Origin of the sequence: Mesorhizobium sp. M0848, assembly GCF_040319805.1 — a bacterium.
Taxonomy (GTDB): domain Bacteria; phylum Pseudomonadota; class Alphaproteobacteria; order Rhizobiales; family Rhizobiaceae; genus Mesorhizobium.
Genome location: NZ_JAMYOM010000009.1, coordinates 206,254 through 227,692 on the forward strand (window position 1 = coordinate 206,254; position 21,439 = coordinate 227,692).

At 64.5% G+C, this 21,439-nt stretch carries 19 protein-coding genes; 8 read left to right on the plus strand and 11 right to left on the minus strand.

The annotated features are described in order from the left end of the window. Positions 1-244: 244 nt before the first annotated feature. From NKH95_RS13110 to NKH95_RS13120, 3 genes are all read right to left on the minus strand, one after another. Positions 245-1,408 carry an ABC transporter substrate-binding protein gene (locus tag NKH95_RS13110; protein ID WP_352891705.1) on the minus strand — a complete coding sequence of 388 codons (1,164 nt, stop codon included), beginning with the start codon at positions 1,406-1,408 and terminating at the stop codon, positions 245-247. Positions 1,409-1,476: 68 nt separating this feature from the next. Further along, a complete protein-coding gene (locus NKH95_RS13115; RefSeq protein ID WP_352723096.1) occupies positions 1,477-2,319 on the minus strand; it encodes an ABC transporter permease in 843 nt (280 codons plus the stop codon). Next, positions 2,316-3,143: an ABC transporter ATP-binding protein gene (locus tag NKH95_RS13120; protein WP_352679982.1), complete on the minus strand. Its 828-nt coding sequence runs from the start codon at positions 3,141-3,143 to the stop codon at positions 2,316-2,318. The genes NKH95_RS13115 and NKH95_RS13120 overlap by 4 nt, the downstream gene beginning before the upstream one ends. Before the next feature lie 336 nt (positions 3,144-3,479). On the opposite strand from NKH95_RS13120, the gene NKH95_RS13125 reads away from it, so the two are divergent. Together NKH95_RS13125 and NKH95_RS13130 are read left to right on the plus strand one after the other, a co-directional pair. Next, positions 3,480-4,424: a MurR/RpiR family transcriptional regulator gene (locus NKH95_RS13125; RefSeq protein WP_352868459.1), complete on the plus strand. Its 945-nt coding sequence runs from the start codon at positions 3,480-3,482 to the stop codon at positions 4,422-4,424. A gap of 116 nt (positions 4,425-4,540) precedes the next feature. Continuing rightward, positions 4,541-6,355: an NAD(P)-binding domain-containing protein gene (locus tag NKH95_RS13130; protein ID WP_352723095.1), complete on the plus strand. Its 1,815-nt coding sequence runs from the start codon at positions 4,541-4,543 to the stop codon at positions 6,353-6,355. A 234-nt stretch (positions 6,356-6,589) separates the two neighbouring features. Here NKH95_RS13130 and NKH95_RS13135 read toward each other — a convergent pair whose 3' ends face one another. Together NKH95_RS13135 and NKH95_RS13140 are read right to left on the minus strand one after the other, a co-directional pair. Continuing rightward, positions 6,590-7,822, minus strand: a complete 1,233-nt coding sequence (locus NKH95_RS13135; protein ID WP_352442370.1) for an amidohydrolase/deacetylase family metallohydrolase — start codon at positions 7,820-7,822, stop codon at positions 6,590-6,592. Positions 7,823-7,851: 29 nt separating this feature from the next. Next, the gene (locus tag NKH95_RS13140; protein ID WP_128305956.1) at positions 7,852-8,217 is read right to left on the minus strand and encodes a RidA family protein; all 366 of its coding nucleotides are present in this window, start codon (positions 8,215-8,217) and stop codon (positions 7,852-7,854) included. A 221-nt stretch (positions 8,218-8,438) separates the two neighbouring features. On the opposite strand from NKH95_RS13140, the gene NKH95_RS13145 reads away from it, so the two are divergent. Then, positions 8,439-8,924, plus strand: coding sequence for a hypothetical protein (locus NKH95_RS13145; RefSeq protein ID WP_128305955.1), 486 nt, complete (start codon positions 8,439-8,441; stop codon positions 8,922-8,924). A 12-nt stretch (positions 8,925-8,936) separates the two neighbouring features. On the opposite strand, the gene NKH95_RS13150 is transcribed toward NKH95_RS13145, so the two are convergent. Beyond that, complete coding sequence (locus NKH95_RS13150) at positions 8,937-9,080, minus strand: hypothetical protein (RefSeq protein WP_352442368.1); 144 nt, start codon at positions 9,078-9,080, stop codon at positions 8,937-8,939. 110 nt (positions 9,081-9,190) lie between these two features. Here NKH95_RS13150 and NKH95_RS13155 point away from each other — a divergent pair, with 110 nt between their 5' ends. The 3 genes from NKH95_RS13155 to NKH95_RS13165 all read left to right on the plus strand — a co-directional run bounded on the left by NKH95_RS13155 (position 9,191) and on the right by NKH95_RS13165 (position 12,463). Continuing rightward, complete coding sequence (locus tag NKH95_RS13155) at positions 9,191-9,982, plus strand: COG4705 family protein (RefSeq protein WP_352723092.1); 792 nt, start codon at positions 9,191-9,193, stop codon at positions 9,980-9,982. A gap of 433 nt (positions 9,983-10,415) precedes the next feature. Then, entirely contained in the window at positions 10,416-11,093 is a 678-nt protein-coding gene (locus NKH95_RS13160) for a winged helix-turn-helix domain-containing protein (RefSeq protein ID WP_352442366.1), read from the plus strand. Further along, positions 11,090-12,463 (plus strand): HAMP domain-containing sensor histidine kinase, encoded by a 1,374-nt coding sequence (locus NKH95_RS13165; RefSeq protein ID WP_023813395.1) that lies wholly within the window; start codon positions 11,090-11,092, stop codon positions 12,461-12,463. The genes NKH95_RS13160 and NKH95_RS13165 overlap by 4 nt, the downstream gene beginning before the upstream one ends. 223 nt (positions 12,464-12,686) lie before the next feature. On the opposite strand, the gene NKH95_RS13170 is transcribed toward NKH95_RS13165, so the two are convergent. Continuing rightward, on the minus strand, positions 12,687-13,115 hold the full coding sequence (locus tag NKH95_RS13170) for an Lrp/AsnC family transcriptional regulator (protein WP_023813397.1): 429 nt from the start codon (positions 13,113-13,115) through the stop codon (positions 12,687-12,689). Between the two features lie 115 nt (positions 13,116-13,230). Here NKH95_RS13170 and NKH95_RS13175 point away from each other — a divergent pair, with 115 nt between their 5' ends. Continuing rightward, a complete protein-coding gene (locus NKH95_RS13175; protein ID WP_128305951.1) occupies positions 13,231-14,334 on the plus strand; it encodes a saccharopine dehydrogenase family protein in 1,104 nt (367 codons plus the stop codon). Between the two features lie 158 nt (positions 14,335-14,492). Here the strand turns inward: NKH95_RS13175 and lpdA are convergent, their stop codons facing one another. The 4 genes from lpdA to NKH95_RS13195 form a co-directional block, all read right to left on the minus strand. Further along, positions 14,493-15,890, minus strand: coding sequence for a dihydrolipoyl dehydrogenase (gene lpdA / locus NKH95_RS13180; RefSeq protein WP_352612553.1), 1,398 nt, complete (start codon positions 15,888-15,890; stop codon positions 14,493-14,495). A gap of 193 nt (positions 15,891-16,083) precedes the next feature. Then, positions 16,084-17,472 (minus strand): dihydrolipoamide acetyltransferase family protein, encoded by a 1,389-nt coding sequence (locus NKH95_RS13185; protein ID WP_352891710.1) that lies wholly within the window; start codon positions 17,470-17,472, stop codon positions 16,084-16,086. 1 nt (position 17,473) lies between these two features. Then, positions 17,474-18,487 (minus strand): alpha-ketoacid dehydrogenase subunit beta, encoded by a 1,014-nt coding sequence (locus NKH95_RS13190; RefSeq protein ID WP_027162844.1) that lies wholly within the window; start codon positions 18,485-18,487, stop codon positions 17,474-17,476. Between the two features lie 3 nt (positions 18,488-18,490). Next, positions 18,491-19,723 (minus strand): 3-methyl-2-oxobutanoate dehydrogenase (2-methylpropanoyl-transferring) subunit alpha, encoded by a 1,233-nt coding sequence (locus NKH95_RS13195; protein WP_352761464.1) that lies wholly within the window; start codon positions 19,721-19,723, stop codon positions 18,491-18,493. 515 nt (positions 19,724-20,238) lie between these two features. Between NKH95_RS13195 and holA the strand changes: the two genes are divergently transcribed. Next, positions 20,239-21,282, plus strand: a complete 1,044-nt coding sequence (gene holA, locus NKH95_RS13200) for a DNA polymerase III subunit delta (RefSeq protein ID WP_352753766.1) — start codon at positions 20,239-20,241, stop codon at positions 21,280-21,282. Positions 21,283-21,439: the final 157 nt, after the last annotated feature.

A 21,439-nucleotide genomic window follows, 5' to 3' on the forward strand; every position in this document is an offset into this window, starting at 1 on the left:
TCTCCCCCGTCGATCGGGGGAGAGGTGTCGAGCGCAGCTCGACGGGGTGGGGGTCGACCTTCGCCGCCCGCCTAATATTTCTTGCGCGTCGGATTGTGCCTGTCTTGCGGCGACTGCGCGTTTGGCGAACGCCTTCCCCCACTCCGTCGCCGCTTCGCGGCGCCACCTCTCCCCCCTCCGGAGGGAGAGGAAAGGAGCCCGGCAGGGCAATGAGGGGCGGCGCCGACATGATCCGTTTGCGCCCCTACTTGATCGCCGAATCGAACAGATGCGCCTTGATCTTCTCTACATCGAGGGCGGCGAAGCCTTCCGACAGCTTGTATCCGTCGGCATCGGCTTTAACCTTGGCCTTGTCGAAATCATTGGCCGGGCCGATCAGATCGTTGGTGCAGACATCCTCGGCCTCCACCGGAGCGGTGATCTGGCCGATCTTGTGGATCTCGTCGAAAAAGCCCTGCCAGCTCGCCATGTCGTGCGAGCCCCAGCCGCCGCGCTTGTCCATGTCGCCACGGAAGACATTGATCTGCTGCAGGATCGAGGTGGTGCCGAGCTCGGGTCCGAGATTCTTGGCCAGCGTCGGGAACTGCTCGAACACCGCTTCGACGGCCGCGCGTGGATTCTGGTAGCCAAACTCGAGGCCCATCGCCCAGCCGCGCAGGTACTTTTCCAGGAACGCCTTCTTGTCGGGATCCTCGAGATCGGCGGCGCGCACGACGAAGGTGTTGGCCGGCAGCTTGGAATTCTGCACGCCGAGCCAGTATTCAAAGTCGAGCCCCTTGGCGATCCATTCGGCACGCAGCCCTTCCCATGCCAAAGCGGCGTCGCCCTGGCCGCCGGCCAGCGCCGTGCCCCAGGTCGGCCAGCCGGCCTCGACATATTTCACCTTCTTGATGTCGACGCCTTGTGCGGCCAGCAGCGGGTCGGTGATCGACTGCCAGGCGGCGGAGCCGAGCAGGATGGTCTTGCCTTCCAGCTTCTTCAGATCGTTCGACCCCTCGCCCTTGCGGAAGGCGATGCTGAACGTGTCGCGGGCGCCCATGTGGAACACCGACTTCAGCTTCATGCCGTTCTGGATGGCAAAGGAGAACACGCCGGGCGACGGGAAGCCCATATCGGCCTGGCCGACATCGACGAACTTCACCGTCGCGGTCCCGTCCGACGGCCCCGGCTGCATGTCGGTGTCCAGCCCGTCGAAATAGCCGGCCTTCTTGGCTGCCCAGTAGGGATAGTCGTCGAGCACTTCGAGGGTGCCGCGCGGCGAGATCCAGGTGAATTTTCCATAAGGTTCGGCCCTGGCCTTGAGGCCAGTGGCGCCGAGCGCCGTGGCCGTCACCAGCCCAGCGCCGGTCACCTGCAGGAAATAACGGCGGCTGATCCCCGCCGGATTAATCGAGATTTTTTTGGTCATGGCATTCCCCTTTTTTGTTTGATGTCGGTCTCTTGCCGCCCGCCTCCCGGGCGTTCATATCCTTGTGTTCAAGCCTCCCAGCTCGCCCATTTCTTGCCGATCAGGAAGAACAGCACGTAGATCAGGATGCCGAGCGTCGACAGGATCAGCACCACGGCGAAGAACTGCGGCATCTGGATCATCGACGAATAGGTCGTCAGCCGGTTGCCGAGGCCGAAACCGCCGCCGACCATTTCGGCGCCGACCGCTGTCAGCAGGCCGAAGATGGCGCCAATCATCAGCCCGACCAGGATCATCGGCAGCGCCATCGGCGCGCGGATCTTCCAGAAGATCTGCAAGGTGCTGGCGCCATAGGAGCGCGCCAGCGCGATCTTGGCGCTGTCGACGCGGCGAAAGCCGGTCGCGGCATTGATCATCACCATCGGCCCGGCGGCCAGCGCCACCGCGATGATGCGCGGCGTGTAGCCGAAGCCGAAGCGCAGGATCAGCAGCGGCACCAGCGCCAGCATCGGCGTCGTGACCAAAAGCAAAATGTAGGGCGCGACGATTTTCTCGGCGAACGGAAACTGGGTGATGACGGCGGCTAGAACAAGGCCTATGACGGCGCCGATCGCAAAACCGGACAACAGCTCGACCAGCGTGTAGCCGAGATGCGGCGCGATCAGCGGAAACTCGTCGAACAGCGCATAGGCGATCGAGCTTGGCGGCGGCATGATGTAGAGCGGCACATGAAACAGCCGCAGCGCCAGTTCGATGCCGCCGATGATGATCACCGCCACGGCAAGAATGGCCGCCACCTCCTTGCCCGACTTGATGCCGGGGCCGCTGGCGAAGGCCGACAGATTGGTCAGGCTGACCTCGTGGCCGTCGCCGGACTTGGTTTTCGAGAATTCCGGGATCGTGTCGCTCACGGCCTGATCCTCACGATCTCCGCGCTCGGGCGCTCCGGGGCTTTTGGCCGCGTGCGTTCGCCGACAATGTCCATCTTGATACGGTTGGTGAGGTCGAAGACCTCCTTCGTCGCCATGATCTCCAGCGAGCGTGGCCGGGGAAACGGCACGCGATACTCCTTGGCGACGCGGCCAGGCCGGGCGCTCAGCACCACGACCCGGTCGGAGAGGAAGATCGCTTCCTCGATCGAGTGGGTGATGAAGACGATGGTTGTCTTGGTGTCGAGCCAGATCTCCTCGACCAGACGGTTCATCTCCTCGCGGGTGAAACTGTCGAGCGCGCCGAACGGCTCGTCCATCAGCAGCACCGAGGGTTTAAGCGCCAGCGCCCGCACGATCGCCGCCCGCTGCTGCATGCCGCCCGACAGCTCGCGCGGAAACTTGCCGCCGAAACCGTCGAGCCCGACGCGGTTGAGCAGATGCGCGATCCACGCCCGGTCCGGCTTCTCGCCCTTGATCTCGAAGGGGAAGCGGATGTTGGCGTCGAGATTGCGCCACGGCAAAAGGTTCGCTTCCTGGAAAACGATGCCGATATCGGGATGCGGGCCGGTGATGGTCTTGCCGTCGAGCTGGATTTCACCGCTGGTCAGGCTGTGCAGGCCCGACATCGACCACAAGAGCGTGGTCTTGCCGCAACCGGAAGGACCGACGATCGAGACGATTTCATTGGCGCTGACATCGAGGCTGCAACGGTCCAGCGCCAGCAGGTCGCCGGAGGCCGTGTGATAGATCTTGGTCGCTGCCTGCACGCCAAGTTTCGGCTTTTTTGCATCGCCCGTGTTCATCTGCCCCCCGGGAAGATTGCGCGATGATCCATTGGCTCATCCCTGCGAAAATCAGTCTGTAACTATCCTACTTTCCTGTCAAGCACCGGCGATGATAACTGTATCACGAAAATCGGGTGATATACCTATCTGGTTGTTTTAATGGCATTTTCACGCCCTTGAAATGCATGTTGCTTTCCTACATACTTCTGGACTGACACGGATCAGAGAGGAACGGAGGAAGGTGAGCTTTCCCCAACGACACGCTGCGGTTGCGATGCGGTCGGGCACGTGGAGCCAAGGCGTGCAAACATGCTAAGACGACAGCCTCGCAACCCAGGGAAAGACCAGGACCCCATGACCGAAGCTGGCAGCCAGGACGAGCCTGTTCCAGACCCCGATACCGAGAGGCGCGATCCTGTCCGGCGCATTCCCGACATCATTTCGCTGGTCAAGGATTCCTACAGCGAATTGCGCCCTGCCGAACGGCGTGTCGCCGATGTCGTGCTCGACGACGTCAAATATGCCGTCGACGCGTCCAACGCCGCCCTTGCCCAGCGCGCCGGGGTCAGCGAACCGACGGTGACCCGGTTCTGCCGCGCCATCGGCTGCGAGGGTGTGCGTGACTTCAAGCTGAAGCTGGCGCAGAGCCTCGTCGTCGGCGCGCTCTATCTGGCCAAGTCGCCCTCCGTCAGCAATGACAATGGCATGCCGTTCTGGAACGCCGTGTTCGGCGAGGCGCGCCGGGCGCTGCAGGAGGCCGAGCGGCAGCTCGACCCGGCGCAGCTGCAGAAAGCCGCCGAGCTGATCGCCAGGGCGCGCCAGGTTACGGTCTTCGGCCTCGGCGGCAGCTCCTCGGCGCTGGCGCAGGAAACCCAATACCGGCTGTTCCGCTACGGCATCACAGTCAGCGCCCAGTGCGACCCCTATCTGATGCGCATGACCGCCTCGACGCTCAAGCCGGGCGATCTGGTGATCGCCATTTCGGCGACGGGACGCACCCGCGAGGTGATCGAGGCCGTCGAGCTCGCCAAGCATTACCGCGCCAACGCGATCGCCGTGACCGCGCCCGACACCGAACTCGCCCGCGCCTGCGACGTCAGGCTGACGGTGGCGGTGCCCGAATATCCCGACACGCTGAAGCCGACGGCCTCGCGCTTCGCCTTCCTGGCGGCGATCGACCTTTTGGCGGTGGCCTCGGCCTACAAGCTCGACGGCTCGGCCCGCGAGACGGTGCGCCGCATCAAATACAACGCCCAGATCCACCGCACCGGCAAGGAGATGGAGCCGCTCGGGGATTAGCTCCCTCCTCCCCGTTCACGGGGAGAAGGTGCCGGCAGGCGGATGAGGGGCGGCGCCGCGTTCGACAATTGAGATTTTTACGCCGTGTGCGGCGTGTTGCAGGAAGAGGGAAAGACATGCTCGAGATAGCCCCATCGAAACAGGCAGCCGCATGGCTCGGGTCCTTTGCCAAGGTACTCGAAGCGGGAGACGCGGCGGCCGCGACCAACCTGTTTGTCGATGATTGCTACTGGCGCGATCTCCTGACCTTCACCTGGAACATCACCACCATGGAAGGCCGCGAGGCGATCGCCGATATGCTGAAAGCTGCGCTGGCGACGACCAAGCCCAGGGCATGGCAGCTGATCGGCGAGGCAACTTCGGAGGAGGGCACCATCGAGGCTTGGTTCAGCTTCGAAACCGCGGTGGCGTCAGGCGAAGGCATCATGCGGCTGCGCGACGGCCGCTGCCGGACATTGTTCACCGCGATGACGGACCTCAGGGGATTCGAGGAGCGCAAGGGCGCAGACCGGCCACTCGGCGTGCGCCACAAGGCCGATCCCCAGCGTGAAACCTGGTCGGAGGCGCGGGCGCGCGAGACGCGCGAGCTCGGCAACGAGGAACAGCCCTACTGCCTGGTCATCGGCGGCGGCCAGGGCGGCATCATGCTGGGGGCGCGGCTGCGCCAGCTCGGCGTGCCGACCATCGTCATCGAGAAAAATGCGCGGCCCGGCGATTCCTGGCGCAACCGCTACCGCACGCTCGTGCTGCACGACCCGGTCTGGTACGATCATCTGCCCTACATCCCCTTCCCCGAAAACTGGCCGGTGTTCACGCCCAAGGACAAGATGGGCGACTGGCTGGAAATGTACACGCACGTCATGGAGCTCAATTACTGGGTCGCCACCAAATGCCTCAGCGCGTCCTATGATGAGGTCGAAAAAGTCTGGACCGTGGTGGTCGACCGCGTCGGCCGGCAGATCACGCTGAAGCCCAAGCACATCGTCTTCGCCACCGGCGCCTACGGCCCGCCACGGCGGATCGATCTTCCGGGCGCCGACCGGTTCAAGGGCGAATTGCTGCACTCCAGCCAGTATGCCAGCGGCGAGAAATTCCGGGGCAGACGTGTCGCTGTCATCGGCGCGGCAAGCTCCGGCCACGATGTCTGCGTCGACCTCTGGGAAAGCGGCGCCGAGGTCACCATGATCCAGCGTTCACCGACGACGGTGGTCAAATCGAGCACGCTGATGGAGGTCGGCTTCGAGATCTTCTCGGAAGACGCACTGGCGCGCGGCATCACCACCGAGAAAGCCGACATGATCGTCGCCTCGACACCGTTCGCGCTGGTGCCCAAGGGCCAGCGGGCGCTTTACGAGGTGATCAAGGCGCGCGACGCGGCCTTTTATGACCGCTTGCGCGCCGCCGGCTTCGCCCTCGATTTCGGCGACGACGAGACCGGCCTTCTGATGAAGGCCTACCGCACCGGCTCCGGCTACTATATCGATGTCGGCGCTTCCGACCTGATCATCGACGGCAAGATCGGCATCCGCAGCGGCGTCGCCATCAAATCGCTGACCCCGAGCGGCATCCTGTTCGAGGACGGCAGCGAACTCGCCGCCGACGCCATCATCGCCTGCACCGGCTATCAGTCGATGAACGAGAATGTCGCCGCGATCGTCTCGCGCGAAGTCGCCGACAAGGTCGGCCCGTGCTGGGGTCTCGGCTCGGGCGTCAAGGGCGACCCCGGACCGTGGCAAGGCGAGCTGCGCAACATGTGGAAGCCGACCGCGCAGGAAGCACTGTGGTTCCACGGCGGCAATCTGGCGCTGTCGCGTTTCTATTCGAAATATGTCGCGCTGCAGATCAAGGCGCGGAGGGAAGGGATTGAGACGCCGGTTTACGGGGCACCGAGCAATTCAAGCAACGAGCGTCCTATGGATTCGTCATCCTAGGGCGAAGCAAGGAGCGAAGCGACGCGGCGCAGACCCTAGGATCCATGCCGCGCCATTCGTGCACGCGAAAGCGGACCAGAATCGGCTTTCAATGCACCAACGGCGATGAAGGGCCTATCGAACAACCATCCTGATCCGTCGCATTCTTCGGCAATGGTCACGGCATGGATCCTCGGGTCTGCGCGTCCGCTTCGCTTCCGCTCCGCCCGTGGATGACGAAGTCGCGCAGAACTTTCACTCATGCCGGTGCCCAAAGTGCCTCGCCGCCACCTCGACATGCGTATGCGACGCCTGCGCCACGAAACGCTCGGTCTCGTTGTGATCAGCCGCCTCGTTCGGCCACCAGGTGCCGCCGATAACGATGCCTTCCGACACCAGCCTCTGGTCGGCGACCAATGACGCGCCGACCGCATCGACAAAGGTGAAGCGGCCCGGGCGCTGCCGGAGCACGGCGACATCGCCGACGGTGCCCACCGCCAGCGTGCCGAGATCAGGCCGCGCGATCGCCCTCGCCGGCGCTTGCGTGGCGGCGCGCAGGACCTCGACCAGCGGCATGCCGAGCGCCAGCAGCTTCGACATGCAGACCAGGATGTCGAAGGCCGGCCCATCGACGCAGTAGAGATGCACGTCGCTCGAGATCACGTCCGGGGCCAGCCCTTCCTCAAGCATGGCGCGGGCGACGGCGAAATCGAACGAGCCCATGCCGTGGCCGATGTCGAAGATGACGCCGCGCTCGCGCGCCAGCCGCATGTCGGGCCGCACCGCGCCGGAGGCGAACACCGGCGCATTGGGAAACGGCCGGAAGCAGTGGGTGAGGATGTCACCCTTGCGCAGGCGCGGCAGCACTTCCGAGCGGCCGGGCGGCGGCTCGTCGATATGCGCCATCAGCGGCAGGCCAGCCTGGTCGGCGGCCTCCAGCGCCAGATCCACCGGGGCGATGCCGCTGGTGCCGCCGGCATGCTTGCCGGAGCGGACTTTTACGCCGACCACGACATCGCGGTGTTCACGCACCGCCGCGACCACCTCGCGCGGTTCGCACAGCCTGAGGTCGCTGCACTCGCCGACCGACACCGTCTGCGAGAAGCCGAAAATGCCGGCAAAGGAAATGTTGACATAGGCCAGGATGCGGACCTTCGACCGCTCCATGACATGGCGGCGGAAGCCGAGGAAATTGCCGGCTCCCGCACTGCCCGCATCGATGAAGGTGGTGGTGCCGCTCTTGGCGGCCAGCCGGTCGGCATCGACGCCAAGCGACGTGCCGCCCCAATAGACGTGGCTGTGCAGGTCGACCAGGCCCGGCGTGACGATGCAGCCGCCGGCATCGACGATCTGCGCGGCGCTGGTCACCGGGATATCGGCATCGACAGCGGCAACGCGGCCATTGGCGATGGCGACATCGCGCGGCGCATCGATCCCGGACGCCGGATCGATCAGCCGTCCACCCTTCAGCAGGAGGTCGAATTGCATTTGGGGTCACCTCCGCTTGGTTGCTTTGCCTACAGAGGCCGGTAGGCGACCGCCTCGACCTCGATCTTGATGTCGATCATCAGCCGCGATTCGACCGTGGTGCGGGCCGGCGGGTCTTTGGGGAAGTGCCGGGCATAGACCGCGTTGAAGGCGCCGAAATCGCGCGCATCCTCCAGCCAGACCGTGGTCTTCACCACATCGTCCATTGTGCAGCCGGCCAGCGCCAGTGCGGCCTTGATGTTGGCGAGCACCTGCTCGGTCTGCTCCGTTATGCCGCCCTTGACCACGATGCCATCGCTGCCGACAGGCACTTGCCCCGAGACATAGACGAGATCACCGGCCCGCACGGCTGGCGACAACGGCACATGCGATGTTCCAAAACACTGTTTCGGCAAGGGACAAGCCTCCTCTGATGACAGGACGGGGTGCCATGGCAGCGCCCGCTTCGATCGACACTTACGCCGATCGGGGCGATCCTCATAGGGGGCTTGTTGGAAAGCAACATTCTTCGAAATCCGCGTTGCTTTATTACAAGAGCGCTTGCATCGTACGCGCTGGCGGGCGACTTGGGAGCCGTAACGCACAGACGCATTTGCCAGAGCGGAGACACCCAGCAATGACTTACGACAAGAACCCGTTTCCATCAGGCGATACCGATCGCCACGCGCTCTGGGAAATGCTGGTGCGGCGCGACATCGACGCCTTCATCGGCCAGGACTGGGCCATGGTCGAGGATGATTTCGTCGGCGAGAGCTTCTTCGGCATGCATGCTCATTTCCTGCATAACGCCGACGCCTGGCGGCTGCAGTTTCCAAGGCTGGACATCTACCGCGACGAATGGCTGCGCCAGGCCAGGGAGACGGCGGCGACCAAATTCGCCGAGCCGCTGCGCGAGGCGCTGTTTCGCGTCACCAACATGCGCGACATCGATGTCGACGGCGACCGCGCCGTGCTGCACAAGAAATTCGACGGCTTGGTTGCCAAGGCGGACGGCAGCGTCGATCGCTTGAAATGGCAGACGCTGTATTTCTGCAGCAAGGTCGGCGGCAGCTGGAAGATCGCCGGCTTCGTCGGCTACATGCCGCATCCGCTCGGCAGCTAGAACCACCGATCACTAGAGCGCAGGGTGGGTCGGGCCGAACGTGCGGCCCGGCATCGCGCCCGCCATCAGCGCGCCGTTGAGCAGCAATGGCGGATGCAAGGCGCCGCATTCCATCAAACGCACCGCCAGGCATTCCCAATGCCTTTTGCGCGCCATTCTTACGAATTTGTATGCCGCCGGACAGGCCGGTGTGAACTCGTTTGCTTACGATGCGCGGGGTGGATCGCCACCGCCCCGCCGCAACCGTCGACCTCTGGACTTCAGCCATGCTCGCGCCCAACAGGCAACAACCCGCCGCACCGAGCCACAGCAGGGTTCCCGACGTCACCCTCGACTTCTGGCTGGTCAAGCTGATGGCGGTCACCACGGGCGAGACCGCAGCGGATTATCTTGCCGACACACTCGGGCTTGGGCTGACCGCCACCTCGCTGATCATGACCGGCATCCTGACCACGGCCCTCGTCCTGCAGTTTACGCGGAAACGCTATATGCCGTGGGCTTATTGGCCGGCGGTGGTGCTGATCAGCATCGTCGGCACGCTGGTGACGGACAGCCTCGTCGACAGTTTCGGCGTGCGCCTGCAGACGGCAACCATCGCCTTCTCGGTCGCGCTCGCTGCGACATTCGCGGTCTGGTACGCCAGCGAAAGGACGCTGTCGATCCACACCATCTTCACCACCAGGCGCGAGATCTTCTACTGGCTGGCGATCCTGCTGACCTTCGCGCTCGGCACCGCCGCCGGCGATCTCGTCGCCGAAAGCTTCGACATGGGCTACCTCACGACGGGGCTGCTGTTCGGCGGCGTCATCGCGCTGATAGCGCTCGCCTACTGGCTGCTCAGTCTCGACGGCATCCTGGCCTTCTGGCTCGCCTATATCCTGACGCGGCCGCTCGGCGCCTCATTCGGTGACCTGCTGTCGCGGTCGGCCAGGCATGGCGGCCTGGGCTTCGGCACCATCTTCACCAGCCTGCTCTTCCTTGGCTGCATCATCGCCCTCGTCCTGCACATGACCCTGAAGGGCGACGAGGCCGATGAGATCCTCCTGGAATCGGATTGACCTCAGCGTGTGCGTGCGCTGACCAAGTGCAGAGCAGAATGGAAGTTTTCTTCAGTAGCGATCCTTCACACCCCCCTCTGGCCTGCCGGCCATCTCCCCCGCAAGGGGGGAGATTGACTGTACCTCCGCTTTCGCCAATCTCGAATGTTGCAAGAGTTGCAAGAGGGGTGGGGGATCGAAGCTGCCGATCTCCCCCCTTGCTTGCGGGGGAGATGCCCGGAAGGGCAGAGGGGGGTGCTGTCCCGCGGACGTCGGGTTCCGCATCGCTACGCGGCTCGGAGATGTCACGGCATCCCAAGGACGAAGCCAGGAAAGCTTCCGCCAATCGCGAATGTATGACGAAAGCGCCACCATACCTGCGCCTTCGTGACATCCTAGGAACAAGCCCGTGCCGGTGATAGCCTCTCCATCTCGGCAACGGACCGGACCTTTCATGCGACTGCTTCTCGTCGAGGACGACCACAGGACGGCCGACTATATCGTCAGGGGACTGACCGAGGCCGGCCATGTCTGCGACCTGCTGCGCAACGGACATGACGCGCTGTTCGCGGCGACCCGGGGCAATTACGACGTGATCATCGCCGATCGGATGATCCCCGGCCTCGACGGCCTGTCGATGATCAAGGCGGTCCGCGCCGCCGGCGTGCGGACGCCGGCGATCTTTCTCACCTCGGTCGGCGGCATCGACGACCGCGTCGAGGGGCTCGAGGCCGGCGGCGACGACTATCTGGTCAAGCCCTTCGCCTTTTCCGAGCTTCTCGCCCGCATCAACGCGCTCGGCCGGCGGCCGGCGGCGCAGGAGCAGAAAACCGTTCTACGGGTTGCCGACCTCGAGATGGACCTGATCATGCGACGCGTCATCAGGCGGGGCCAGACGATCGACCTGCAGCCGCGGGAATTCAGCCTGCTGGAAGTGCTGATGCGCGGCGAAGGCCGTGTCATCACCCGCACCATGCTTCTGGAGCGCGTCTGGGATTTTCATTTCGATCCCAGGACCAGCGTCGTCGAGACCCATATCAGCCGGCTGCGGGCCAAGGTCGACAAGCCCTTCGAAACCCAGCTCATCCACACCGTCCGCAACACCGGCTACAGCCTGCACGCGCCGTCATGACCGGAACATGGTCCCGCCTGCTGCGCAGCACGCCGTTCCGGCTGGCCCTGACCTTCGCCTTCCTGTTCGTGCTGGCCTTCGTCCTGTCGGGCGCCATCGTCTACCAGATGATGAGCGCCGATCTTGCCGAGCGGCTCGACGACACCATCAAGGAGACCTACGCGGTGGTCGCCGCGACCTATGCCGAGAACGATCTCAAGGAGCTGGTTGAGACCGTCGGCAGCCACTCCCTGCGCAGCCTCAAGAAGGAGCAGCTGTTTTCGCTGACCGACGCGACGGGCAATCGCCTGGCCGGCAACTTCACCGCGGCAGGGCTCCCCGACGGCTTCTCGATGTTCGACACCGAAATGCCCGGCGTGCCGCCCGGCGCCGAGTACCGCGCCTATTCCGGTCCGGTCGGCGGCAACACCCTGACCGTCGCCTTCAGCCTTTCCGAGACGGAGGAGCTGGAGAGGATCGTGCTGATGAGCTTTGGCTGGGGAACCCTGATCATCACCGGGCTGGCGGTCGCCGGCGGCGCCCTGCTGGCTTCGCGAGTCCAGCGCCGTCTCGACGGCATCGCCGCCACCATGGTGGATGTCTCGCATGGACGGCTGGACACCCGCATTCCGCTGACCGGCAAGGGCGACGACATCGACATCGTCTCCAGCCAGGTCAATGCCGCGCTCGATCGCCTGTCGGCACTGGTCGAAGGCATGAAACAGGTCAGCGCCAACATCGCCCACGATCTGAAGACGCCCCTCAACCGGTTGCAGATGATCCTCGACACCGCATCGGAAAAGAATCTGTCGGGCCAGAAGATCGCGGCTGAGCTGGCCGAGGCGCATGCCGAGAGCCTGCAGATCAACGAGACCTTCGATGCGCTGCTGCGCATCGCGCAGATCGAAGCCGGCGCGCGCCGGGCGCGGTTCACCGATGTCGATCTGGGCGAGGTGCTGCAAACCATCGCCGAGATCTATGCCGATGTTGCCGAGGACGACGGAAAGTCGCTGTCGTTGGCGCAACCACAGGAAACGACGGACCGGATCCATGGCGATCGCGAGCTGTTGACGCAGATGTTCGCCAATCTGGTCGAGAACGCGCTGCGCCATTGTCCATCGGGCACGACGATAAAGCTGTCGGCGACGCGCCAGGGCGAACGCGTCGTTGCCGGTGTCGCCGACAACGGTCCCGGCATTCCCACCGACGAACATGAAAAAGTGTTTCAGCGGCTTTATCGGCTGGACCATAGCCGGTCGACATCCGGCAGCGGGCTGGGTCTCAGCCTTGTCAGGGCCATCGCCGACCTGCATGGCGCGTCGATTACGCTTGAGGATTGTCGGCCTGGCCTTGAGGTGGCGGTGAGCTTTCCGCCGGCGCTGGATTGGTAGGCGAAATGAACCATTCGTCCAATGCCTGAGGTAAGGAAATTGGCGAAAGCCGAAGTGACGGCCAATCTCCCCCCTTGCGGGGGAGATGCCTGGCAAGGCAGAGGGGGGTGCTGTCCCGCCGACCTGTCGATCTGTCACACGGCGCAGATGGCCGAGGCTAGCGCCTGAGCACCCCCCTCTGGCCTGCCGGCCATCTCCCCCCCAAGGGGGGAGATCAGCAGCTTCACCTATCTATCCGCGTCGACAGGATGATCGACGACAAAGTCCGCTCGACTCCGTCCATGGCGCCGATCTGGTCGAGCAGCATGTCGAGGTCGCGGATCGACGGCGCGTCGACGATGACGATCATATCGAAATTGCCGCTGACCGAATGCAGCGTCCTGACCGTCGCCAGGCCGCGCAGGGCGCGCACCACCTTGTCGGCGAGCTTGGGCGTCACGGTGAGCAGCACATGTGCCCGCACCAGCCCCTGCTCGTAGTCCGGCGCCAGCCGCACGCCATAGCCTGATATGATGCCGCGCTGCTCCAGCCGTTCGATCCGGCTCTGTACCGTGGTCCGCGAGACGCCAAGCCGCCGCGCGAGCTCGGCGGTCGAGGCGCGCGCATTCTCGCGCAGCAGGGAAAGCAGGGCTTGTTCGGCGTCACTGAGCATTTCGACGATTCTTCTCGGCAGACTAGCCAATAGATGGTTTCGTTTCGGACAAAACCACGCTTCCATTCGACGGGCAAGCTGCGAATCTGGGCTCACAATCAGTGAGGGATCGGTCATGAAGAAAATTGTCGTTGTCGGCGCCGGAAAGATCGGCTCGACCATTGCCGAGATGCTCGCCGCCACGGGGGATTATCAGGTCACGCTCGTCGACCGCTCGGCAGCACAGCTCGCTTCCGCCGAACTGCCGGCCACGGTCGCGACGCTGGAGCTCGACATCGAGGCATCCGGCACGCTGGAAGCCGCCCTCGCCGGCAAATTCGCGGTGCTCAGCGCCGCTCCCTTCCATCTGACCACCCGCATCGCCGAGGCAGCGGCCAGTGCCGGCGTGCACTATCTCGACCTGACCGAGGATGTCGTCTCGACCCGCCGCGTCAAGGAATTGGCGCGCTCCGGCAGAAACGCCTTCATTCCGCAATGCGGCCTGGCGCCGGGCTTCATCTCGATCGTCGCCAACGATCTCGCCAGCCGATTCGACACGCTCGAAAGCGTGCGCATGCGCGTCGGCGCTTTGCCGCAATACCCGTCCAATGCGTTGAACTACAATCTGACCTGGAGCACCGACGGCGTCATCAACGAATATTGCGAGCCCTGCGAGGCGATCGTCGAGGGCGAACTGGTCGAGGTGCCGCCGCTGGAGGAGCGCGAGGAATTCTCACTCGACGGCGTCACTTACGAAGCCTTCAACACCTCCGGTGGGCTCGGCACGCTGGCCGAGACGCTGAAGGGCAAGGTGCGCACGCTGAACTACCGCACGATCCGCTATCCCGGCCACGCCGCGATCATGAAGGCGCTGCTCAACGACCTTGGCCTGCGCCACCGCCGCGACGTGCTGAAGGACATTTTCGAGAGCGCCCTGCCGGCGACGCTGCAGGATGTGGTCATCGTCTTCGTCACCGTCTCGGGCCGCAAGAACGGCCGCCTGCTGCAGGAGACCTACGCCAACAAGATCTACTCGAAGCGTGTCGGCGACACGGTGCGCAGCGCCATCCAGATCACCACGGCGTCCGGCATCTGCGCCGTGCTCGACATGCTGGCCGACGGCAGCCTGCCGGCGACCGGCTTCGTCAAGCAGGAAGACATCGCGCTCGACGCATTCCTAGCCAACCGCTTCGGCCGCGCCTATGCCCAGCACGAGATGGTGAGCCGGCTGGCGAGCTGAAGTTCTTCACCCTCCCCCTTGTGGGGAGGGTCGGCTCGCATGCGTAGCGAAGCGTAGACTGCGAGACGGGGTGGGGTGAGCGCTGACGGTCGGCGAGGACCCCCACCCCGCTCCGCTTCGCGGATCGACCCTCCCCACAAGGGGGAGGGTAAGCATCCTCAAATATGCAGCGCGTGCCCCAGCGCCTTGAGCGCCGCTTCCTGGAACCCTTCGCCCTGCGTCGGATGCGCATGGATCGTGCCGGCAATGTCCTCCAGCCGCGCGCCCATCTCCAGCGCCAGCCCGAATGACGCCGCCAGTTCCGACACACCTTTCCCGACCGCCTGGATGCCAAGCACCAGATGGTTGTCGGCCCGCGCCACCACGCGGACGAAGCCGTCTTCGCCCAGCTTCGTCATCGCCCGGCCATTGGCGGCGAACGGGAACATGCCGATCTTGATCTCGCCGCCCAGAGCTCTGGCCTCTTCCGGTGAAAGACCAGCGGTGACGAGTTCCGGATCGGTGAAGCAAACGGCGGGAATGGCGCGCTTGTCCCAGTTGCGCTTGTGACCGGCGATGATCTCGGCAACCATCTCGCCCTGGGCCATCGCCCGGTGCGCCAGCATCGGCTCACCGGTGACGTCACCGATGGCAAAGATGCCGCGCATCGAGGTGCGGCACTGCTCGTCGATGCGGATGAATTTTCCAGCCATATCAAGGTCGATCTGGTCGAGCCCCCAGCCTTCGGTCACCGGCTTGCGGCCGACCGTCACCAGGATTTTTTCGGCGGCGACCTTGGCGCTCTTGCCGTCGGATGTCTCGATCAGCAGCGCGTCGCCTTTGGTCGACAGCCCCTTGGCCTTTGCACCCAGCATCACCTCGATGCCGAGTGCGTTGAGCCGCTTGACCACCGGCCGGGTGAGTTCCGCATCATATTGCGCCAGCACGCGCGGCAACGCCTCGACCACGGTCACTTTGGCGCCCATTTTGGCGAAGGCCATGCCGAGTTCCAGTCCGATATAGCCGCCACCAACGACGGCAAGTTTTTTTGGCACCTCACCGAGTGCCAGCGCCTCGGTTGAGGAAATCACCGGACCGCCAAAGGGCAGGAACGGCAGTTCGACCGGCGTCGAGCCGGTGGCGATGACGATCGCCTCGGCGCGGATCACTTGGCTTCCCGTCTCGGTCTCGACCTCCACAGTCTTGCCGTCGCGAAAGCTCGCCCAGCCATGCACGGTCTTGACTCCTGCCTTCTTGAGCAGGCCGGCGACGCCGCTGTTGAGCCGGCTCACGATGCCGTCCTTCCAAGTGATCGTCTTAGCCAGGTCGAGCGTCGGTGCGGTGAGCGAAATGCCAAGCGGGCTCTTGCCGCCCGCCATGTGTGAGACCCTCTCGAACTCTTCCGCCGCATGGATCAGCGCCTTGGACGGGATACAGCCGACATTGAGACAGGTGCCGCCTGGTTTGCCCGACTCGACGATCACCGTGTCGACGCCGAGCTGCCCGGCACGGATGGCGCAGACATAGCCACCGGGACCCGCGCCGATGACCAGCAGCTTGCAGGAGATTTCTTTCATGGGGATACGCTCTTTTTGGTGAGGAAGGCCCCCTCATCCGGCCGCTTCGCGGCCACCTTCTCCCCGCTGGGGAGAAGAGACTGGCGCCTGCGCTGACGACCTCCTCTCCCCTCGGGGAGAGGTCGGATTGCCCCGAATTGGCGTTGCAATTAGGGTGGGAATACGGGTGAGGGGGACTTAGACATCGGCCTCATCACCCGGAAAACACGAAAATCAGCGCCGGTGTTTCCAGCAGCGTCTTTATCCGCTGGATGAACACCGCCGCGTCCCAGCCGTCGATGACGCGATGGTCGAAGCTCGACGACAGGTTCATCATCTTGCGCGGCATGAACTGGGTGCCGTCCCACACCGGCCGCACCATCATCTTGTTGACGCCGATGATCGCCACTTCCGGATGGTTGATCACCGGCGTCGTCGCCACGCCGCCCATGGCGCCGAGCGAGGTGATGGTGATGGTCGAGCCGGACAGCTCGTCGCGTGTCGCGGTGCCGGACTTGGCAGCCTCGGCCAACCTGATGACCTCAGTGCCGCATTCCCAGATGTCGCGCGCCTCGGCATGCCTGACCACCGGCACCACCAGCCCCGACGGCGTCTGCGCGGCAATGCCGATATGGATGCCGCCATGCTGGTGGATGATGCCGGCCTCGTCGTCGAACAGCGAATTGAGGTTGGGCTGGTCCGCTATCGCCTTGACCATCGCCCGCATCAGGAACGGTAGCAGCGTCAGCTTCGGCCGCTCCACGCCCGGGCGCTTCTCCTTGTTGAGTGCGGCGCGCAATTCCTCCAGCGCGGTGACGTCGATCTCCTCGACATAGGTGATGTGCGGGATGCGCGATTTGGACAGCGTCATCTTCTCGGCGATCTTGCGCCGCAGCCCGACCACCTTGATGTCCTGTATCGTATCGTTGCGGGCGAGACCGGATGTCCTGGCGACCTGCGGGCCGCGCGCCAGGAACGCCTCGATATCCTCATGGCCGATGCGCCCGGCAGGGCCGCTCCCCGCAACCTGCCGGAGATCGATGCCCGCCTCTTTTGCCCGCAGACGGACGGCCGGAGAGGCCAACGATCTTTCGCCCTCGGGACGGGGTGCGCCGGCGGGCGCGACAACTCCGGGCGTCGGCGCAGTACCCCCGCCCCTAGCCCCTCCCCACAAGGGGGAGGGGGATTCTGTCTGCGCTGCTCGCACGCTTTTTGCGGAGGACTCTGATGATGGCGAAGTAGATTTTGCTCCGCCCTTGGAGGCCGTGGCGCGTCCACCTCCCCCTTGTGAGGGGCTAGGGGTGGGGGTACTCTCAGCCGTGACTTTTGCCGGCGTCGCACCACCCGCAACATTGCCCTCGCCCGCCACCTTCAGCCGCACGATGGGCGAGCCGATCGCCACCGTGTCGCCGATCTCGGCGCCCAGCCACAGGATTTCGCCGTCGACAGGCGACGGGATTTCGACCGTCGCCTTGTCGGTCATGACGGCGGCAAGCACGGTGTCCTCGCGCACCATGTCGCCGATCTTGACGTGCCATTCGACGAGCTCGGCTTCGGCGACACCCTCGCCGACATCGGGCAGCTTGATGATGTGTTCGCCCATCTCAGGCCCCCATGGTTTCAAGCAAAGCACGGCCTACCCGGGCGGGACCGGGGAAATAGTCCCATTCCTGCGCATGCGGATAGGGCGTGTCCCAGCCGGCAACGCGAGCGACCGGCGCTTCGAGGTGATAGAAGCAGTTTTCCTGCACCAGGGCCGACAGTTCGGCGCCGAAGCCCGACGTCAGCGTCGCCTCGTGCACGATGACGCAGCGCCCAGTCTTCTTGACCGAGGCGACGATCGTGTCGAGATCGAGCGGCAAAAGGGTCCTGAGATCGATGATCTCGGCATCGATGCCGGTTTCCTCGACCGCGGCCTGCGCGACATAGACCATGGTGCCGTAGGCGAGCACGGTGAGGGCCGAGCCTGCCCGGCGGATCGCCGCCTTGCCGAGCGGCACGGTGTAGTGGCCGTCGGCGACCTCTCCGAGCTCATGTTTCGACCACGGCGTCACCGGCCGGTCGTGATGGCCGTCGAAAGGGCCGTTGTAGAGCCGCTTCGGCTCCAAAAAAATCACCGGATCGGGGTCTTCGATCGCCGCGATGAGTAGCCCTTTGGCGTCATGTGGGTTGGACGGCACCACGGTCTTCAGTCCCGACACATGGGTGAACAGCGCTTCCGGGCTCTGGCTGTGCGTCTGGCCGCCAAAAATGCCGCCGCCGGTCGGCATGCGCACCACGATCGGACAGGTGAAATCGCCGTTGGAGCGGTAACGCAGCCGTGCCGCTTCCTGCGTCAGCTGGTCGTAGGCCGGGTACATGTAGTCGGCAAACTGAATCTCCACGCACGGCTTCAGGCCATAGGCGGCCATGCCGATGGCCGAGCCGACAATGCCGGATTCGTTGATCGGCGCATCGAAGCAGCGGCTCTTGCCGTATTTGGCCTGCAGGCCTTGCGTGCAGCGGAATACGCCGCCGAAGAAGCCGACATCTTCGCCGAACACGACGACTTTGTCGTCGCGCCCCATCGACACGTCCATGGCATCGCGAATGGCCTCGATCATGGTCCGTCTCGGCATGGCTCAAACCCCCGCCTGCTGGCGCTGGCGTCTGAGATGCGGCGGCATCTCGGCATAGAGCCCTTCGAACATGTCGCGTGTCGACGGCTTGCCGCCGGCATGCAGCGTGCCGTGGCTTTCCGCTTCCTTCTGCGCCGCGATGACCGTGTCGAGGATTTCCGCCTCGGCCTGCGCGTGCCGCTCGTCCGACCAGACGCCGAGCGCGATGAGATGGTTCTTCAGCCGCACGATAGGGTCGCCGAGCGGCCAGGCGTCGGATTCGGTCTTTGGCCGGTAGGCCGAGGGATCGTCCGAGCTCGAATGCGCGCCGGCACGGTAGGTGACATATTCGACCAGCGTCGGCCCGAGATTGCTGCGCGCCCGCTCCGCCGCCCATTTGGCCACCGCATGGACGGCAAGATAGTCGTTGCCGTCGACGCGCAATGACGGGATGCCGAAGCCGAGGCCACGGGCGGCAAACGTGCCCGAGCCGCCGCGCGCAATGCCCTGGAAAGTAGAGATCGCCCACTGGTTGTTGACGACGTTGAGCACGACGGGCGCCTTGTAGGTGGAGGCGAACACCAGTGCCGAATGGAAGTCGGACTCGGCCGTCGAGCCATCGCCGATCCACGCGGCTGCGATCTTCGAATCATTGCTGATTGCCGACGCCATCGCCCAACCGACCGCCTGGATGTACTGCGTCGCCAGATTGCCGGAGATCGAGAAGAAGCCGTGCTCCTTCGACGAATACATGATCGGCAATTGCCGGCCCTTCAGCGGGTCGGCCTCGTTGGAATAGATCTGGTTCATCATCGTGACCATCGGGTAGCCGTCGGCGATGAGCAGGCCGGCCTGGCGATAGGTCGGAAAGTTCATGTCGCCCGGCGCCAGCGCCTTGCGGAAGGCGCAAGCCACCGCCTCTTCGCCCAGATGCTGCATGTAGAACGAGGTCTTGCCCTGCCGCTGAGCCATCTGCATGCGCGCATCGAAGGTCCGCAGCGTCATCATGTGGCGCAGACCGGTCAAAAGTTCCTCATCGGAGAGCAGCCCGGCCCAGGGGCCGACGGCTTCGCCATTGCGGTTCAGCACACGGATGATCGAGAAGGCATGATCGCGGATGGTGCGCGGATCGACGGAGATTTCGGGGCGCGGCACCGAGCCGGCCTTCGGGATCGGCACATTGGAAAAGTCAGGCGTTCCGCCCGGCCGCACTTCCGGCTCAGGAACGTGAAACCGCAACATCCCAGCATCGGCCATGACCTTTGTCCTCCAATGTTGCCTGGTGCCGATATTTGCATATCTGCGCCGCCAAGCCAGTGCGAATTCGTCGGGGTAGCCTGCGGACGTCGGTCCCGGCCGCGCCGGCCGATCCAGCCTCCCCAGCACCAAGATGAAGATATGTCGACGAAATTTCTTGTCGATGTTGGGGGACGGCGCGCAATTAGGGAGAAGGTTGGGCTGGGTTTGCCGGAAGATAAGGTGATTGGCGAAGGCGGCGAAGCGTAATCTCCCTCCTTGAGGGGGAGATGGCCGGCAGGCCAGAGGGGGTCGGTTCGACTGGATGCGACCTCCTTGCGGCAGATGAAGGTTAGCGCTCCACGCGCAACGACCCCCTCTGTCGCCTTCGGCGACATCTCCCCCTCAAGGGGGGAGATTACGCGCTCCGCCGCTTTTGCCAATCTTCCACGCTGCGAGAAATCACGCGCATCATCCTTTGCCCCAATCACCAACCTCCATTCACCCCGCCCCCGCATCATGCTAACCAACCCGCCATGGCACAGAAGAAAGCTTACGAGGTCGATGGGTGGTTGGCGCGGCCGGACCAGCGCATCTCGATCGTGCTGCTTTACGGCCCCGATCGCGGCCTCGTCTCCGAGCGGGCGAAGGCCTTTGCCGGCAAGACCGGCCTGCCGCTCGACGATCCCTTCTCGGTGGTCAGGCTCGAGGGTTCGGAGGTCGACCGCGACGAGGGCCGGCTGCTCGACGAAGCCCGCACCGTGCCGATGTTTTCCGACCGGCGGCTGCTGTGGGTGCGCAATGCTAGCGGCCAGAAGGCATTGGCCGACGACGTCAAGGCGCTGACGGCGGAGCCCGCGCGCGATGCCATCATTCTCATCGAGGCCGGCGATCTCAAGAAGGGCGCCGGGCTGCGCGCCATCGTCGAGGCGGCGGACAACGCCATGGCGCTGCCGTGCTACGCCGATGAGGCGCGCGACATCGACGGCGTCATTGATGCCGAACTGGGCAAGGCCGGCATGTCGATGACCATGGAGGCGAGGCAGGCGCTGCGCCGCAATCTCGGCGGCGACCGGCTGGCCTCGCGCGGCGAGATCGAGAAGCTCGTGCTCTACGCCCATGGCCAGAACGAGATCGGGCTGGAGGAGGTCAAGGCGATGTCGGGCGACGTCTCCGGCGCCTCTTTCGACGACGCGGTCGACGCGCTCCTCGAAGGCAAGATCGGCGACTTCGACACCGCCTTCACCCGCCATTGCCAGTCTGGCGGCCAGCCCTTCCTGGTGCTGTCCTCGGCAATGCGGCAGTTGCAGCAGATCCAGACCATGCGCGGCCAGATGGAGTCCGGCAACCGCAACGCCGCCTCGGTCGTCGCCGCCGCCCGCCCGCCGGTGTTTTTCTCCAGACGCAAGCTGGTCGAGAAGGCGCTGGAACGTTGGAACGTCGACGCGCTCAGCCGCGCGCTGATGCGGCTGCAGACGGCGGTGCTGCAGACCAGGCGGCGGCCGGATCTATCGGTGGCGTTGGCGCGGCAGGCGCTGCTGGGTATTGCCGTGGAGAGCAGCCGGCTGGCGCAGAGGTAGGAGATTGGCCAATCTCCCCCCTCGTGGGCCTGTTGCAAAATTGTGTGGATGTGATTCCCTGTTTTTGAACCAGGGATCTTGCGATGACGACGAAGCCGAGCGGTCAGTTCAGTTTTGTGGAGGCTCTGCTGCCGCAGGGTCTTGGTCGGAGCGGTCG

Excerpts from the sequence above, each read along its gene's own strand:
- NKH95_RS13110 (WP_352891705.1), bottom strand. The coding sequence starts at position 1,408 with ATGACCAAAAAAATCTCGATTAATCCGGCGGGGATCAGCCGCCGTTAT.
- NKH95_RS13120 (WP_352679982.1), bottom strand. The coding sequence starts at position 3,143 with ATGAACACGGGCGATGCAAAAAAGCCGAAACTTGGCGTGCAGGCAGCG.
- NKH95_RS13125 (WP_352868459.1), top strand. The coding sequence starts at position 3,480 with ATGACCGAAGCTGGCAGCCAGGACGAGCCTGTTCCAGACCCCGATACC.
- NKH95_RS13130 (WP_352723095.1), top strand. The coding sequence starts at position 4,541 with ATGCTCGAGATAGCCCCATCGAAACAGGCAGCCGCATGGCTCGGGTCC.
- NKH95_RS13135 (WP_352442370.1), bottom strand. The coding sequence starts at position 7,822 with ATGCAATTCGACCTCCTGCTGAAGGGTGGACGGCTGATCGATCCGGCG.
- NKH95_RS13145 (WP_128305955.1), top strand. The coding sequence starts at position 8,439 with ATGACTTACGACAAGAACCCGTTTCCATCAGGCGATACCGATCGCCAC.
- NKH95_RS13150 (WP_352442368.1), bottom strand. The coding sequence starts at position 9,080 with ATGGCGCGCAAAAGGCATTGGGAATGCCTGGCGGTGCGTTTGATGGAA.
- NKH95_RS13155 (WP_352723092.1), top strand. The coding sequence starts at position 9,191 with ATGCTCGCGCCCAACAGGCAACAACCCGCCGCACCGAGCCACAGCAGG.
- NKH95_RS13160 (WP_352442366.1), top strand. The coding sequence starts at position 10,416 with ATGCGACTGCTTCTCGTCGAGGACGACCACAGGACGGCCGACTATATC.
- NKH95_RS13165 (WP_023813395.1), top strand. The coding sequence starts at position 11,090 with ATGACCGGAACATGGTCCCGCCTGCTGCGCAGCACGCCGTTCCGGCTG.
- NKH95_RS13170 (WP_023813397.1), bottom strand. The coding sequence starts at position 13,115 with ATGCTCAGTGACGCCGAACAAGCCCTGCTTTCCCTGCTGCGCGAGAAT.
- NKH95_RS13175 (WP_128305951.1), top strand. The coding sequence starts at position 13,231 with ATGAAGAAAATTGTCGTTGTCGGCGCCGGAAAGATCGGCTCGACCATT.
- lpdA (WP_352612553.1), bottom strand. The coding sequence starts at position 15,890 with ATGAAAGAAATCTCCTGCAAGCTGCTGGTCATCGGCGCGGGTCCCGGT.
- NKH95_RS13185 (WP_352891710.1), bottom strand. The coding sequence starts at position 17,472 with ATGGGCGAACACATCATCAAGCTGCCCGATGTCGGCGAGGGTGTCGCC.
- NKH95_RS13190 (WP_027162844.1), bottom strand. The coding sequence starts at position 18,487 with ATGCCGAGACGGACCATGATCGAGGCCATTCGCGATGCCATGGACGTG.
- NKH95_RS13195 (WP_352761464.1), bottom strand. The coding sequence starts at position 19,723 with ATGGCCGATGCTGGGATGTTGCGGTTTCACGTTCCTGAGCCGGAAGTG.
- holA (WP_352753766.1), top strand. The coding sequence starts at position 20,239 with ATGGCACAGAAGAAAGCTTACGAGGTCGATGGGTGGTTGGCGCGGCCG.